Annotated in this window: 10 protein-coding genes; 3 read left to right on the top strand and 7 right to left on the bottom strand. The window is 54.0% G+C overall.

Annotated features, from left to right (window positions below):
• The first annotated feature begins 118 nt into the window (after positions 1 to 118).
• Positions 119 to 934 (top strand): orotidine-5'-phosphate decarboxylase, encoded by an 816-nt coding sequence (gene pyrF, locus ABQ298_07710; protein MEQ9824254.1) that lies wholly within the window; start codon positions 119 to 121, stop codon positions 932 to 934.
• A 26-nt stretch (positions 935 to 960) separates the two neighbouring features.
• Here pyrF and ABQ298_07705 read toward each other — a convergent pair whose 3' ends face one another.
• The 6 genes from ABQ298_07705 to uvrA form a co-directional block, all read right to left on the bottom strand.
• Entirely contained in the window at positions 961 to 1272 is a 312-nt protein-coding gene (locus tag ABQ298_07705; protein MEQ9824253.1) for a SelT/SelW/SelH family protein, read from the bottom strand.
• A 56-nt stretch (positions 1273 to 1328) separates the two neighbouring features.
• On the bottom strand, positions 1329 to 2915 hold the full coding sequence (locus tag ABQ298_07700) for an endonuclease/exonuclease/phosphatase family protein (protein MEQ9824252.1): 1587 nt from the start codon (positions 2913 to 2915) through the stop codon (positions 1329 to 1331).
• A gap of 409 nt (positions 2916 to 3324) precedes the next feature.
• Complete coding sequence (locus tag ABQ298_07695) at positions 3325 to 4761, bottom strand: tetratricopeptide repeat protein (protein MEQ9824251.1); 1437 nt, start codon at positions 4759 to 4761, stop codon at positions 3325 to 3327.
• A gap of 34 nt (positions 4762 to 4795) precedes the next feature.
• Positions 4796 to 6133: a VCBS repeat-containing protein gene (locus tag ABQ298_07690; protein ID MEQ9824250.1), complete on the bottom strand. Its 1338-nt coding sequence runs from the start codon at positions 6131 to 6133 to the stop codon at positions 4796 to 4798.
• Between the two features lie 50 nt (positions 6134 to 6183).
• A complete protein-coding gene (locus ABQ298_07685) occupies positions 6184 to 7170 on the bottom strand; it encodes a PHB depolymerase family esterase (GenBank protein ID MEQ9824249.1) in 987 nt (328 codons plus the stop codon).
• 74 nt (positions 7171 to 7244) lie between these two features.
• On the bottom strand, positions 7245 to 12914 hold the full coding sequence (gene uvrA / locus ABQ298_07680; protein MEQ9824248.1) for an excinuclease ABC subunit UvrA: 5670 nt from the start codon (positions 12912 to 12914) through the stop codon (positions 7245 to 7247).
• Positions 12915 to 13148: 234 nt separating this feature from the next.
• Between uvrA and ABQ298_07675 the strand changes: the two genes are divergently transcribed.
• Positions 13149 to 14156: a WYL domain-containing protein gene (locus ABQ298_07675; GenBank protein MEQ9824247.1), complete on the top strand. Its 1008-nt coding sequence runs from the start codon at positions 13149 to 13151 to the stop codon at positions 14154 to 14156.
• A gap of 98 nt (positions 14157 to 14254) precedes the next feature.
• Positions 14255 to 14632: a GxxExxY protein gene (locus tag ABQ298_07670; protein ID MEQ9824246.1), complete on the top strand. Its 378-nt coding sequence runs from the start codon at positions 14255 to 14257 to the stop codon at positions 14630 to 14632.
• A 290-nt stretch (positions 14633 to 14922) separates the two neighbouring features.
• Here the strand turns inward: ABQ298_07670 and ABQ298_07665 are convergent, their stop codons facing one another.
• Complete coding sequence (locus tag ABQ298_07665) at positions 14923 to 15078, bottom strand: hypothetical protein (protein ID MEQ9824245.1); 156 nt, start codon at positions 15076 to 15078, stop codon at positions 14923 to 14925.
• Positions 15079 to 15606 lie beyond the last annotated feature (528 nt).

Raw genomic sequence — 15606 nt, 5'->3', positions numbered from 1 at the left:
ATTCGGCTTGGAATGGGCGTTCCACGGTTGAATATGCTCGTTTCAGGGTCGAAAAAGTTCGCATTGCCGGAAGCGGAACTCTATTAACGAACTTTTGGCTCTGAAATCAACGCTCTCGATGATCGCATTCTCGGAAAAACTCTACCACCGCTGGAAACAAAAACAAACCTTGGTCTGCGTCGGGCTGGACACAGATCTGGAAAAAATCCCCCCCCATCTCAGGCAGGAGAAGTATCCACTGTTTTCATTCAACAAGGCTGTGATTGATGCGACTCACGACCTTGTCTGTGCCTATAAACCTCAGGTCGCGTTCTACTCGGCATACGGCGCAGAAAACCAGCTGGAAATGACATTCCAGTACCTGCGTTCAACTTACCCCGATATTCCGACCATTCTCGATGCCAAGCGCGGGGACATTGGAAGCACTGCAGAAATGTATGCAAAAGAGGCATTTGATCGCTACCATGCCGACGCGATAACGGTCAATCCCTACCTCGGCGGTGATTCGATGGAGCCGTTTCTATCCCGGGCCGAAAAGGGAATCATCATTTTGTGCAAAACCTCAAACCCCGGATCGGGCGAAATTCAGGCCCTCAAGGTCGACGGTGAAGAGATTTACCGTAAAATCGCCTACCTCGCTCAGAACCGCTGGAATCTCAACAACAACGTCTGTCTGGTGGTCGGTGGAACCTATCCCAAGGAATTGGCGAAAGTGCGCAAAATGGCTCCTGATATTCCCATTCTGGTGCCCGGAGTGGGCGCTCAGGGTGCCAAGGTCAAAGATATTGTTGAAAACGGCATGACCGATGACCACACCGGATTGATCATCAACTCTTCGCGCAAGATCCTCTACGCATCCAGCGAGGCAGATTTTGACGATGCGGCCCGTGAGGCTACGCTTGCCCTGCGCGACGAGATCAACGCTTACCGCTGAACAGGGCAACCGTTCAGCACGTCGCATCATGGGGCTTGATCCGATGACTTGCGGTCACTATGCCCGAGATCCCTCTCGGGATCGATGCGGTCGCGAATCAATTGCTTGAGTTCCTTGGATTCAGGGAACCTCCCGACCTCACTTCGATCAAAAAGTAGCTCGGACTCAAGCCACACGCGAAACACCCCCCCTTCTCCCGGGCGCAATGCCACTTCACCCAATTGGGTTCCAAAGGTGAACAACAGCTCCTGTGCAAGCCAGGATGCCCGAAGCACAAATCGACACTGGCTGCAATACTCTATCACAACACGGGGTTTGGGAGTCGCGTTTGCTGTCAAGGATTCGTGCTGCACGGCCATGTGCTTCGCTATTTCGGGTTGGTCAGGCAAAGACATTATTCCGACTCTCCGCCGGATCTGGGTGATTGAACCCACGAAAGGTCCTGGATCAAAAACTGTAACTGTGCACGATGCACTGAAAATTCACCCACAAAGTGCATCAGTTCTCCCGACGGAACATTCTTCAGCCACTGCCAGACCTCAGGTTTGGGAGCATACAACCCATACAACTTTCCGTCCACTTCAATTCCTCCATCCCTGCGGATTCCCTCCACCTGAAACAGTCCTCCCATCTCGGTGAGCAGTGAGTCTGGCGTCTGATCGGTCAGTCGCTGCAAATCGGAATATATCTCCCGTCCCTCCAACGAATAGTTTACCCAAATCGCCTGGTGCTGTTGCTCTGCATCAGAACCGAGATCATCGGGGTGGTAGGGTGTCAAATTGGAGTCCTTGCCATGCAAGCGGGCATGGCGAAAACTGGCGCACACCGGGATGTGATCCGAATACCCCGCCCCCGATCCCAGGTTGATCCAGCGAATCGGTTCACCCGTGACTGCATCCACATTTACTCCGGGGATCAGATGCCTGCGAAAACTGTTGTCCACATATTGAATGCCATTCGAATCGTAGAGTCCAGGGGTGACGATGACCTGCATCAGCGAACCCCATTCTCCCATCCAGACTTCACTGCCACGCTCAGGCTGGGGAAGTTCATACCAAAGATTGTACAAATCGGCCTCCGAACGCAGCAGTGCCGCCTCCACACTCTGGGACCCCAGAATGCTGTTGATCGCAGTGACCCCAAAGGGTGCATCCATGCGCAGACTCTGATTGTGGTGCGAGTTAAAATCTCCGACCAGCAGGATGTCCGCCGCCGGATTCTGCACAAGCAACTGGTCGAGCAACACACGCAACACTCCTGCGTTTTGAATCCGGATCGGCTCGGTTCGCACCGAACTTGCCCCCGATTTCCAGTGGTTGTTGAACACCGTCAGTTCATTGCCGTGTATATCAAAGGTCACCTCCAGGATGTCGCGAGCTTGGTACAACGGATGTTGCCGCACTTCCACAACCGGAAAGCGGCTCAGAAAAGCGCAGCGATGCGCAATACCGCGCTGCTGCCAGCTCGGATCGAAGCGCGGACCCACAAAGGAATAGTCATCGATTCCCAGTTCTCTTAGGCGTTTGAGCAGGAAAAATTCAATGGGAAATCCGCTGATTCGAGGCGAGACCACCTCCCCGCCCAACAACTCCGCGACGGTCTGCTCCGCATATTCCTCCAGTGCCTGCTCAAGTGAAAATGATGGATCATTGGAAAAATCGATTTCCAACTCCTGCAGAGCCACAATGTCAGGCCCCCTGCCTCCGTTGCAGCTCGCAATGATTTGGCTGTGGTTATCAATTTTTGTGAGCAATCGCTCTGCATCATAGGCGTCCCGTTCCCCGGACGCATCCTGTGCGTAGTCTTCAAAGAGCGAGATTCCGTCAATATCGAACAGGTTCTCCACATTGTATACCATCACAACCCACTCATCATCCGCACTCGTCTGTGCGCAAAAACCTGCGGGTTCGGGCACGTCCGCGAACAACACAGACAGTGGTGCAAGGACAACGAAATGGATGAGCAAGCAGTGGAGCTTCATGACACTCATCGATCTAGGCCAATCCATTGCATCCAGCAATCCGAAAGCTGAAAAATTCACCCGCATCCGGATGTTTTGCCGTCACAAATTCATTCCAAAACACGGAGTAAAAGCACTTCACCTCACAGCTATGTCAATAAGCCCATTCGGGTAGTGCTATGAAAACTCAGAATGCAGGCCAACCTGCGGTCAACCTGCATTCACGACTTGAAGTTACTGCAAACAAATCCCCCTGGTTTGCAGTAAATCCTTCCGGGCACACACAAGGCGCACCCAAAGATGGAAAGCGGATATTCTACCAGAAATTCGCGTTGGAAAGCGTTGAAAACGCTTGTTTCGGAATTGAGTTTCTTTGCTACCGCAGAAAGAAACCGCACAACCTTCCCTGCATCCATCAACGCGCGGTAAATCAGAATTTTTCCTGATATTTCAGCTTGAGATCCAGCTTGTCGGATGACGCGATTCGCGGGTGCTCGTTAATCGCCTCCAGCCATTTGCTGGCATTCTCCTGATCCCCCATGTTGATGTAATAAAAACAGATTGTCAGCATTGCCAGTGGATTTCCCGGCTCGACGCGCAATGCCGTTTCCAGTGCCTCTCTTCCATCCTCCAGGCGGTCCAGCCCAAAATACCCATTGGCGAGCTGGATGTATGCAGCTGCTTCATTCGGGTTCAATTCAATCGATTTTTTCAGATAGGGAATGGCCTGTTTGCGTTGCCCATCCTCCATCAGGCGCATGGCATAGTGAAGATTGTAAGCGGGAGATTCAGGACACTTCACAAAGCCCTTGTAAAAGAGTTCATCTGCCAGGGCCAGATTGCCGCGTCGTTTCTCAATTTCGACCCTGCGCAGCCATGCGTCCGAAAAACTGGGGCGATACTTCGTCGCCAACTCGAAATGACGCATCGCATCCGTATATTGGCTGATCGTGAAATACATGTTGCCGATTTGAAAATGCAGGGCCGGGTTCTCCGGTGCCAGATCGAGGGCGCGTGAAGACCACTCAATCCCTCCCCAGATGTCACCTCCAAATGCAGCCATGCCCCCCATGTTCATCAGCTGCACAGGGTCGTAACAATCCACCATCAGGTCTGCCAGCCATGGATCGGGAATATCCACAAAGCTGCCCGATGCCTTTGCCTCACCCCTGAGCATGTTTGCCATCTGATCCTTGCCCATTTTTTCATAAACCGTCACCAGAAGGTCACGCCCTATCTTGCCATCCGAATGCCGGGATGCCGCCTCCAGCTGCACTTTCGCTTGTTCCCATTCCGCTTCTTCCATCGCCAGTCGCGCCAGCCCAAGCAGTGCATATGGGTTGCGCGGGTCCAGCTCCCGTGCTTCGGCATACACAGCCTTAGCCTCATCGATACGATTGGATTTCAACAATACATCACCCAATCGAATGCGCGCGGGCAGGTATTCAGGGTCAAGTGCCACTGTGTCACGCCACAACATCACGGCATCATCGGCATAGCCATAGGTCGCCAGCAAAAACGCAAAGAGGTGCTTCCACCGCGGATTCTGCGGCTCGAGCGCCAGCAAGACTTCGTAACACCCCATGGCTTCCTGCAAAAATCCGTTTGCATGGTAGAGCCGGCTCAATTCCCGAATCGATTCCAGGGTGGCATCGTCAGAGACTGCCACTTGCATCGCCGAAACAACACGAGTCTGCAATGCTTTGTGTGCCGTACTCAGATCGGGTTGCTCAGGTAGTTGCTCTCGCAATTCTGCGGGAATTGCGGCTGATTTCCCACTACCACATCCCACCAATGCCATCAGTGACATCAGGGCAAAAAGTACAATCGCCCAAGTCAGAAAGACATCCGATACCGGCCGTCTCATCCAGGGATTTCTTCTCATTCGAAAAAACTTCATTTCAATTCGGTTCGTTCACAAACTCCCAAAGCAAGATCCGGCTCTGAGGATAATAGGGAGGATAGGCGTGAAATCCACCCGTCACGAATGCCAGTGGCGCATCGGGACCTCTCACACGACCCGCATCCACGGTCAGCAGCTGGATGGGTTCATAGGCCAAGACACGTCGGCGAAAGCGTTCCCCGCCGGTATTTTCATACCATGCCATCGAAATTGCCTTGGGTTTGCTCCAGTCGTTGAAGCTGCTCAGCGCAACCACGTCCATGTCCCCATCTCCGTCAAAATCCACTCCTATGGGACAGTAGGCACCTCCCAGATCGCCGATTCGGTGAAACTGGAAGAATCCATTGCCTTTGTTTTCCAGCCACTGTACCCCGTGCCACGGTTTGGGTCCGGGTTCGGGGTTGGGTCCAAATCCATCGCCATTGGAGAACAACAGATCGGGACGACCGTCGCGGTTGAGATCAGTCAACGTCATGCCACTGCAAGAGTAGTCTTCGTTGGTGGAACCCCAGATCAGTTTCGATTCAAACTTGCCCTTTCCATCATTCAGAAACAAATGGATCTCCTCCCACTGCTGCGAGACCAACACTGCAAAATCGAGCGTTCCGTTTCCGTCAAAGTCAGCCACACAAACATTGGTCGGTCCCGAAAGGTTTAGCAGAGTCTCGCTCTCAAATTCCCATGGACCCGTCCGTCGCATCCAACGCACTTCTCCCTGGTCATACCCAAACTGCGCCACCGCCAGATCCAGTTGTCCATCCCCATCAAAATCCGCTGCCCGGGCATCCACTACCCGCGCAATATTGTCGATAATGAGATGAGTTGTGAAGTTCTGGTTTCCGTCGTTTTCGAGTATAAAAATCGCGCCGATCTGATCGTTATTAGGAAAAACGACACTCATGCTCGAGACGATAATATCCAGGTCTCCGTCATGATCCATGTCAGCAACCTCCACCCTCACCGGTGCCCGCATATTCTCAGCAATCAGGATTTCTTCAAAACTTCCATCTTCGAGCTGGCGCAGCCAGAGCACTGTGTTGTGTTTCGACTCACAGGCTAACACATCGAGTCGACCATCCTGATCCAAATCGACCAAGTTGGTCTGTGCGATCCAGGGACGATCTCCAACCTCTGCCCCGATATGGGTGCTTTTCAGAAGATGGAGGTCTTCAATGTCCGCACCCGAACTTCGCTGGTAACTGAGAGTGCGCTGACTTTGAGTTGCGGGCGCAGGTTGGGTTTTGGGTGAGGATCCTGAGTCACACGATTGCAGCATTGGCATCGACAGAACAGCCAGCGCAATGAGTCTCGCGGGATACCGGACAAGGGGCTTCATGGCCAAATCCTACAGAGTTCCCGACAGAGAATTCAATTTCAATCGCTTCGTTATTCATCAGCGGCCAACGTGTAGTTCCGCAAAAACTGCCACGACTCATCCACCATTTCGATATCACGACACTGCGGTCCAATGCGCGCGACATCGCGTTCGGATAATCCATGCACACGAGACGGCAGAGCGTGCCCTCCTCCCTCAATCGTGTAGAAACAAACATCCGCACCCCGCTCGGACCCAGGGACCCACATCCGCTCAACAGTGCAACCGTCCGCAGGATCATGGTCGGGCCGTGTTTCATGTCGGGCCTCATCCTCTCTCGCCCAGTTGTAGGCAATCAATAGCTTGCGCATGCGCGGAACCGCCATCATCAACCCATGCCTCTCTCCCAGGTTGCCACCATTCCAGCGAAACCGGGAATCCTGCGTACTGTTGATCAGGAGCATCGGAACCGGTACGCGTGAACGCTCACAATCCGTATTGAATGGCAATGTTGCATGAATGCTGGAAACTGCAGCAACGATATCCGGGGCTTCAAAGGCGAGTCGCATCGCCATCAAGCCACCCTCGCCCGCACCCGTCGCATAGATTCGGGAAGCATCCACATGGTGCTCTCTGGCCACACGTTCAATCACCTCGCGAAGGAACGCGACGTCATCACTCACCGACGAGCGGTGCCGTCGTTCGTTGTTGGGGCGACAATCGTTCCAGTGCAGCCGCTGCCCGCGACCTTTGCCCGTGCGAAGGTCTGTTCCATTGGGAACCAACAGAATGAATCCTTCGGACTGCGCCAATTGCTGCCAGCGGCGGTTGGCAGCGGAGGAGCGGTCAAACACGGTCTGCAGGTTTTCATCCGCATCGTGAAGGAGGATGAGCACCGCACAGGCCGATTCTGACGCATCAGGCACCCAGTAGCGATATTGGCGTACCACACCATCGTGGAAAAACTGCGCCTGTTCCCACGGCAACCGGGTTTCCGGAGCTGCGTCGGCACAGATACTTAGTGCCAACACTGTCAGTGCACACCCCACAATCCGCATTGCGGATCGATGCCTTTGTGAAAAATGCCGCAATTTTCCTTTCCTCTCGCACGTGCCACATCGCTGCATGAGCATCAGCGCAGTGCGGTTTGGGGTTTCAGGCTTCGCAGGAAGGGTGCCGTGGCACTCTTTTTCTGCTTCAAGAATTCTTGCAAATCACCCTGGTACAGAATTCGCCCTCCGTTTTCACCACTTCCAGGGCCAACTTCGACGATGTAGTCTGCCTCCGCAAGCAAGTCCACATGGTGCTCAATCACCACCACTGTGTGCCCCTGATCGACGAGCTTGTGCATGAGTTCTATCAGTTTTTCACAGTCGCTCTGGTGCAGTCCTATCGTGGGTTCCTCCAGTATGTAGAGGTTTTTCCGCTGAATCCCACGGCTGCGATCCTTGTAGGAAGTCACCCCTTTGGTCAGCTCACTCACCAACTTCATGCGCTGTGCTTCTCCACCCGACAAGGTGGGTGAACTCTGCCCGAGTTTGATATAGCCCAGCCCCGTATCCACCATGAGCTGCAGCACTTGTTGCAAACCGCTGTGGAAATCAAAAAACTCAAGTGCCTCTTCAAAGGGCATGTTCAACACATCGACAATGCTCTTCCCATTCCAGCGAATGTCCTGAATCTCGTCTTTGTAGCGCGATCCATTGCAGCTGTCACAAGTCACATAAGTATCCGGCATGAAGCCCATCTCCAACTTGATCCGACCCGCACCACTGCAGGCCTCACATCGTCCTTTGTTCGTGTTGAAAGAAAACGTTCCTGCGTCAAAACCCTTCATTTTTGCCTCAGGTGTGGAAGCAAAAATCTGTCGAATCGTATCAAAGATTCCGATGTAGGTTGCCGGATTCGAACGCGGTGTCTTCCCGATCGGACTCTGGTCCATCTCAATCACCTTGTGAATCGCATCCGCATTGATCAGGCGTGCAAAAGGATAGTCCGCCAGGCGAGGTCCTTTGGTTTCAACAAACAGATCTGCCGCCCTGGCCGTCCTCGCATCGAGTCGATCCATCTCACGGTTGATCGCATGCTGGAGCGTTGGCATGAGCAGGTCCCGAATCAACGTGGACTTGCCTGCGCCCGAAACCCCGCAGACCATGATCAAACGCCCCAGCGGCAGATGCAGGTCGTCACCCTTCAGGTTGCGCAAATTTGCTTTTTGCAGGATCAGCCACTCCGCATCACTATCCTTGCGACGTGCTTGATACGGTGCCGGTAGCACACGATACTGTCCTTTCAAAGGATGGGGAATTCCCTTGCTGAGGTAACGCCCGGTGAGGGAGCTGTCATGCTGCATGACCTGCTCCGCTGTACCTTGTGCGATGATCGCGCCGCCATGCACCCCCGCTCCTGGGCCAAGGTCGATGAGGTAGTCCGAACGGCGCATCATGTCCTCATCGTGTTCCACCACAATCAGGGTGTTCCCCTTCTCTCGCAGGTGCTCCAGCGATTGAATCAGGCGCTCGTTATCCTGCGGATGCAATCCGATGGAGGGTTCGTCGAGCACATAGAGCACACCCGTCAGGTTCGTTCCCAGTTGCGATGCCAGTCGAATGCGCTGGGCCTCTCCTCCCGACAGCGTTGCGGTTTCGCGGTCCAGCGAAAGGTATTCGATGCCCACCTGTCCCATGAACTGCAGGCGCTCCCGAATCTGCGGGTAAATGTCTGTCAAAATGGCCTCGCTGCGTGCATCGAGTTCCAGTTGCGTCAAGCGCTCAAGCAACTCCTCTGAGGTTAGTCGCAGCAATTCTGGCAGACTCGCGGTGCTGCCATCGCGAAAGTAGAGCTTCACATGGCGACTCAGCAAGTTCAGTCGATCACCGCCACACTCGGGGCACGGGGTGCCATCGGGCAAATTGGCAATGTGTCGCGGCAGGCTGTCGTCTTCCTCCAACAACCACGAATAAATCTTCCCATATCCGTGACAGGTAGGACACCAGCCTCGTGAGGAGTTCCAGGAGAAATGCTTGGGGTCCAGCTCTGGAAAGGCCATGCCCGTGCTCGGATCGATGCGGCTGGTGGAGAAGTTTCCGAGAATTTGCGCCTTGTCATCGAGCAGGAAAAAACTGCCCTTTCCCAGCTTGTCAGTCTCCTTCATTGCATCGACAAATTCGGTGATGTGTTCAGGCTCTGCGTTCCCATCCAACACTCGGGTAATGACTTCAACATCGTGCTCCTGGTAACGGTTGAGCTTCTTGAACTCGCTTACCTTCACACGCACTCCATCACAACGCATCCATTCGTATCCTCGTTCCGATGCCCAGTTTGCAAGGGGTTGATGATGGCCTTTTCGACCGCGAATCACCGGAGCACAGAGAAACAATCGCCCTGTCTTGCGCGAGTTTGACTCCATCCACTCCAGCACAGTGCGTTCCGCATTTGCCTGCACTACCGCAAATGGAAGCGCAACCACCGCCTGGCCCGTCACCGGACTGTGTTGCACGCCTATGCGCGCATACAGCAGGCGCAGGTACTGAGCCACTTCCGTAATCGTAGCAACTGTAGATTTGCGACTGCCACGTGTGACACGCTGCTCAATCGCAACGGTGGGAGAAATCCCGCGCAACTCATCAATGTCCGGTCGCGGCAATTGCTCCACAAACTGCCGGGCATAGGAGGACATTGATTCCATGAATCGGCGCTGCCCTTCCGCAAAAATGATGTCAAATGCCAGTGAGGATTTGCCCGATCCCGACACCCCTGTAACCACCGTGATCGCGTGCGTCGGGATGCGCACGTCCAGATTCCGCAGGTTGTGCTCCCGCGCACCCAGCACGGCGAGTTCCGTGCGCGATTCCCGTGCCCACTCCGGTATAGACGAAAGGCTGCCATAGTTCGACAAATCCTCCGCAGCCTGCAACCGCATCCCGGATTCATTCTCCGGTTGTGATCCTCGCAGGAAGGGCGCCGTCACCGTCGTCTGCTCCGCAATCCATTCCGGTTCGCCCACGGCAACCACCCTGCCGCCTTCCAAGCCCGCTTCCGGCCCCATTTCAATCACCCAATCCGCCGCAAGAATCACATCGAGGTGATGCTCAATCACGAGCAGGGAATGTCCACGGTCCACCATTTTGCGCAGAATGCCAAGCAACACGTTCACATCCTCCCGGTGCAGCCCCGTCGTCGGCTCGTCCAAAAGGATCAACGATGGTTTCGCACCGTCTTCAAGTTTGGACAGAAAGCTGACCAGCTTCAGGCGCTGGGATTCCCCTCCTGACAAGGTATTCAGCGGCTGTCCCATTTGCAGATACCCCAACCCGACTTCGACGAGCACCTTCAGTCCATTTGCCACCTTCGGCACCTTGCGAAACACTTCCAGCGCCTCGGCAATGTCCATCTCCAACACATCGGCTATCGAATGTCCGTGCCAGCGGGTTTCGAGGATCTCCTGCTTGAACCGTTTCCCTTCACAAACAGGGCACTTCACAAACACGTCGGATAAAAATTGCATCTCCACCTTTTCGTATCCCAGTCCCTGACAGTGCTCGCAGCGTCCATTCCCACTGTTGAAGGAAAATTCGGAATGCGTAAACCCCGATGCTTTGGCCGTTTCGGTCGACGCAAACAGTTTACGAATCGGTTCCCATACATCCACAAACAGGGCCGGATTCGACCGCGGTGTGCGGCTGATCGCCGACTGGTCAACCAGCATCAGATCCAGATCAAAGGGAATGGTCAGGGATCGGATCGTTGCGACGTCCTCCACCACCCGCCCACGTTGCTGCAACAGTCCCTGGTACAGCACATGATTCATGAGGGTGCTCTTGCCCGAACCCGACACCCCGGTCAGGCAGACAAAGCGGTTCAGCGGAACGTCCACATCCACATCCTTCAAGTTGTGCTTGCTCGCACCGCGTATCTGGATCGCGGGTTGTTCTCCATCTGATATCCGTGCAATAGTCGACGAGGCCATGGGAAGGCGCGGCAGATCGACAGGCAGACGGTGTGCGGTTCCATCGATTTTGCGGCGTCCGCTAAGATAGGCACCTGTGATGGAATCGGGATGAACCCGTATCGCATCGTAGTCTCCCTCAAACACCACCGTTCCCCCGTTTCGCCCGGGGCGCGGTCCGATTTCGATCAGATAGTCCGCAGCGCGCATGACCGACTCATCATGCTCAACCAGCACCACCGTATTTCCGAGTCCCGTGAGCAGTTTGAGGATGCGGATCAGGCGATTGATATCCCGCGCATGCAGACCCACCGATGGTTCATCCAGAACAAACAACGTGTCCGTCAATCGCGTCCCCAGGCAGGCTGTCAGATTCACCCGCTCCACTTCTCCTCCTGACAAGGTGCGGGAACTGCGGTTCAGGGTCAGGTAACCCAAGCCCACATCGTTGAGGTAGGAAAGACGGCTCAGGATGGCCTCACGAGCCGAATCAACCTGCGCGTTTCCAGTGGATTTCGTCTTCTCCAGGAGCAAGGCGTGCAGGTCCCGCACGGGCAACTCGTATAGGTCTGGCAGTCGATATCCTTCCCACTTCCAGCACAGCGATTCCGGCTGCAGGCGCGCCCCATTACAGGCTGGGCAATTCACGTAGGACCGATACTTCGACAGAAACACGCGTACGTGCATTTTGTAGCTCGTGCCCTGAAGAAAATCAAAAAACCGCTTCACACCATACCACGACCCTTTCCGCTCAAAGTCTCCCTGCTGGTAGCCCGGCTCTCCCTCCATCACAAAGGCAAGATGCTCGGCCTTCATCTCCCGCCAGGGCACATCTGTGCGGATCTTCTTATTCCGGCAAGCGCGCTGCAGATCAAAAAGACTCTCCTGATACACTTCCCCGCTGAAGGCACGGATCGCACCATCATCAATCGACACCGAAGTATCGGGAATGACCAGTCCGTAGTCGATCTCGATCACCCTGCCAAAGCCCCTGCACTTCGGACAGGCCCCAATCGGAGTGTTAAACGAAAACAGCGCTGCGCTTTTGTCCCGAAACTTCCGTCCGCTCTTCGCCGAGTGCAGGCCACGCGTGTAGGCGCCAATGAACTCGCCCGAATCATGGTACAGCTCGACTGCCCCATTTCCAAAATGCTGTGCGTTTCCCGTTGAATCGAGAAACCGGGAACGATTGGCCTCATCGATTCGAATTCGATCCTGGATGACCACGAGTTCAGCATGGTCGAGTTTCTCAGGTTCGATTTCCCCCAGCTTGCCCACCTTGCCATCCCGAAGGAAGCGCGAGTACCCCTGGCTGATCAGCGGGGCAATCACCTCTGCCCAGTCCAGGTTCCCGGGTTTGCGGATGCGAAAAGCGATCAGGACTGGTGCACTCCATTTCTGCGATTCAAGTCCGGCCCAGATCACTTCCGGATACTCATCAATCACACGCTCTCCCGTCTCGGGATCAAAACACTCGCAGTGATGGTTGAACCACACTTTGAAATAATCACACAGCTCGGTCATCGTGCCCACAGTGGAACGCGAGGTCTTGACGGTATTGGTCTGCTGGATTGCAATCGAAGGACGGATGTTCGTAACGGACTCCACATCGGGTTTGTCCAGCAGATCCAGAAACTGCCGCGTATAGGCACTGAAGGTTTCCACATAGCGCCGCTGTCCCTCTGCATGCAGGGTCTCAAATACCAGCGATGATTTCCCACTGCCACTCAGCCCGGTGACCACCGTCAGCTTGCCAAGTGGGATATCCACATCAATCCCCTTGAGATTGTTCTGTCGCACACCACGCAAAAGGATGTGCGTGGCCGATGTTGTGATGGGTGCTGCCTGAATCATAGTTTCCTCCGAAAAAGCGCATTTCCCGCAAAGCAGCAAACGCAAATCCATGATCCTTCAGGCTTCTCACAATGCAAGCTTCAAGTGAACATTATTTCAGTTCTTTATCGATTCCACTTTCCCTTTGGGATTTCGCTCAATTCTGCAAAACGATCCCAATGCAAAAGATTGCCCAGTATCCACCACTTCGTACAATGAGTAATTCTGACCCTTCCGCATCCTTTCTCCCGATCCATGCCTGACTCCACCTCGCGCCCCCCGATTGATCGCCTGCTCCTGATCTACAATGCCTTGCATTCCGGTCGGAAAATCACAACAAGCACACTCGGCGAACGCCTGGGCTTGAGCGACCGCACAATCAAGCGTTACCTGCGATACATGCGCGAAGACTTAGGCATGAAGATCCACTGGGATCCCAATTCCAAAAGTTATTTCTGCGATACCGAAAGCGAATACCTTCCCCTGCTGCGCATTACGGGTGAAGAAGCACTCTCCCTCACACTTGCCTCCCAAACCTTCGCCGCATGGCAGGGTTCCGCCCTCGGCAAGGCGCTCGACTCCATCCTGTCCAAGGTTGCAACCCTCATGGGAGGTGCCGTCTCCCTCCCTGTGACAGACTTGGAATCCCTGCTCTCGGTTCACAATCCCGACACCTCCGAAACACAGGAACACCGCTGGTTTGGTTCCGCACTGGAGGCCATTCGGCTCAGTCGCTGCATCCGCATCTCCTACCGCAAACCCGATGAAAGTCGCGCCCGTCAGCGCACCCTCTGGCCATTGCACCTGGCCCACATGGAGCACCACTGGGCACTCATCTGCTGGGATCCCACCAAGCGGGAACCGCGAAAATTTCTGCTCTCTCGCATGGAATCGCTGGCATTGCTCGATACAACTTTCACGCCACCCGAATCCTTCAATCTCAGGACTTACCTCTCCCAGAGCTTCGGTCTTTTCACCGGACACGATCAGTGCTACTTCATCCGCATTCATTTCGACCCCACAGCCGCCCCCTTTCTGCGCGAGCGCAAATGGCATCCCTCCCAAAGCCTGGAAGAGCAGAGTGATGGCAGTGTCATCGCATCCTACACACTCAATCACCTCATGGACATCCAGCGCTGGGTGCTCTCCTGGGGCCGCCACGCCGAAGTAATCGAACCTCCCGAGCTGCGCGACAACCTTCGCTCCATCACCCACCAACTCGCCCAACGCTACAGCGTCCACCCCTCCCGCAAACAGAGTTAAATCCTCGAGCCACAGAGATCACAACACACACCTCTCTGTGTTCTTTGTGCCCTTTGTGGTTATAACCTCTTCCCTACCACTCAAATCCAGCCAAGAATATGAAACCCAATGAAGAAGTTAAGGCCGTTTGTAATCACGTCAGACAGACAGGATACGATATTCACACCTATCACGGACATGTTCACCTGGAAAAGGTATATGAAAACGCACTAGCCAACCGACTGACAAAATCTGGATTCACAGTCAGACAACAAGAACCCATCAGGGTTTATGATGAAGATGGAACCGTCCTTGGCGACTATTTCGCAGACATTCTACTCGAAGACTGGCTCATTCTCGAACTCAAAGCTGTAAAAACCCTGGCTCCGGAGCACACCGCCCAAATTCTTGGATATCTCAAGTCAGCGCGCCTCAAACACGGCTTGCTGATCAACTTCGGGTCCTGCCGCTTCGAGATAAAAAAATACGCACTCTAGACGATCAGCCACAGAGATCACAAAAAAACACAAAACACATCTTCCCCCCCCCTGTGTTCTTTGTGCCCTTTGTGGTTATAACCTCTTCCCTACCAAGTTCCAGAGCCATGCCAATCTTCAGCATGACGAGTTAAATCCTCGAGCCACATAGATCACAAAAACATCCCCCGTCTCTGTTTACTTTGTGGCTATAACCCTGCTTCACAGAACCCACAAAAACTTATTCACAAGTTATCCAGATGGACAGATTTTGTCCCTGTGCATGTGATAGAATGATTCCATGCACTGGCTCACTCCTCCACCAATTTCACCAGACCGAAAAGGTCAAACTTCCGCCGTCCTCCGTTCGCTCCCTTACCATTCCTCATCGCTCCTCCTCCATACCCACTGCGGGTCTCCCGAAGACCCGCCTCTGGCGTGTGGAGCCAACCGAACTGTGGTTTCATCCAACGGTTTGCATCAACTCTCCACACCCGGTCTTAAACCCCTCGAATTCGAGGGGTTTAGAAGTGGGGCGGGTCTAAACAGCTTTGAGTTCACTCCTCGCCACAGGATTGGAAAACACCGCTGCCGTCAGGATCATTGCAGCATCGGGTCGATTCGAAAGCACCTTCGTTTCCAAAGTGACTGGCTTGGTATTCCAAATTGGAAGATCAAAAAACCACCTCGTTCACCCCAAACCATCTGATCTTCTTCGGGTTCTTTGCACCCTTTGGGTTCCAATCTCCTCTTCACCATCCCATCCCTCACTCATGAAGATTTGAAGGATCCAGCCACAAACATCACAAAAAACACAAAACCCATCCAAAGTCTTCCCTCTCTGTGTTCTCTGTGCCCTGTGAGGTGGTCTCGGTTGTTTGGACAGGTGGACGAGAAAATTGTATATGACGTTGAGCCCTTCGTGGATCGATTGCCTCTTTCCGAGAATGGGAATAAAACTCGTCGGAGGAAAGAGGCAATAGCGTTTTGATGGA

Source organism: Puniceicoccaceae bacterium (genome assembly GCA_040224245.1).
Classification (GTDB): Bacteria; Verrucomicrobiota; Verrucomicrobiia; order Opitutales; family JAFGAQ01; genus JAKSBQ01.
Note: the sequence above shows the minus strand (reverse complement) of the source record. Positions and strands in the feature narration are given on the sequence as shown.

Bases quoted from the DNA above. Each gene is read 5' to 3' on its own strand.
- pyrF (MEQ9824254.1), top strand. From the start codon at position 119: ATGATCGCATTCTCGGAAAAACTCTACCACCGCTGGAAACAAAAACAA.
- ABQ298_07700 (MEQ9824252.1), bottom strand. From the start codon at position 2,915: ATGAAGCTCCACTGCTTGCTCATCCATTTCGTTGTCCTTGCACCACTG.
- ABQ298_07695 (MEQ9824251.1), bottom strand. From the start codon at position 4,761: ATGAGACGGCCGGTATCGGATGTCTTTCTGACTTGGGCGATTGTACTT.
- ABQ298_07690 (MEQ9824250.1), bottom strand. From the start codon at position 6,133: ATGAAGCCCCTTGTCCGGTATCCCGCGAGACTCATTGCGCTGGCTGTT.
- ABQ298_07685 (MEQ9824249.1), bottom strand. From the start codon at position 7,170: ATGCGGATTGTGGGGTGTGCACTGACAGTGTTGGCACTAAGTATCTGT.
- uvrA (MEQ9824248.1), bottom strand. From the start codon at position 12,914: ATGATTCAGGCAGCACCCATCACAACATCGGCCACGCACATCCTTTTG.
- ABQ298_07675 (MEQ9824247.1), top strand. From the start codon at position 13,149: ATGCCTGACTCCACCTCGCGCCCCCCGATTGATCGCCTGCTCCTGATC.
- ABQ298_07670 (MEQ9824246.1), top strand. From the start codon at position 14,255: ATGAAACCCAATGAAGAAGTTAAGGCCGTTTGTAATCACGTCAGACAG.
- ABQ298_07665 (MEQ9824245.1), bottom strand. From the start codon at position 15,078: ATGAAACCACAGTTCGGTTGGCTCCACACGCCAGAGGCGGGTCTTCGG.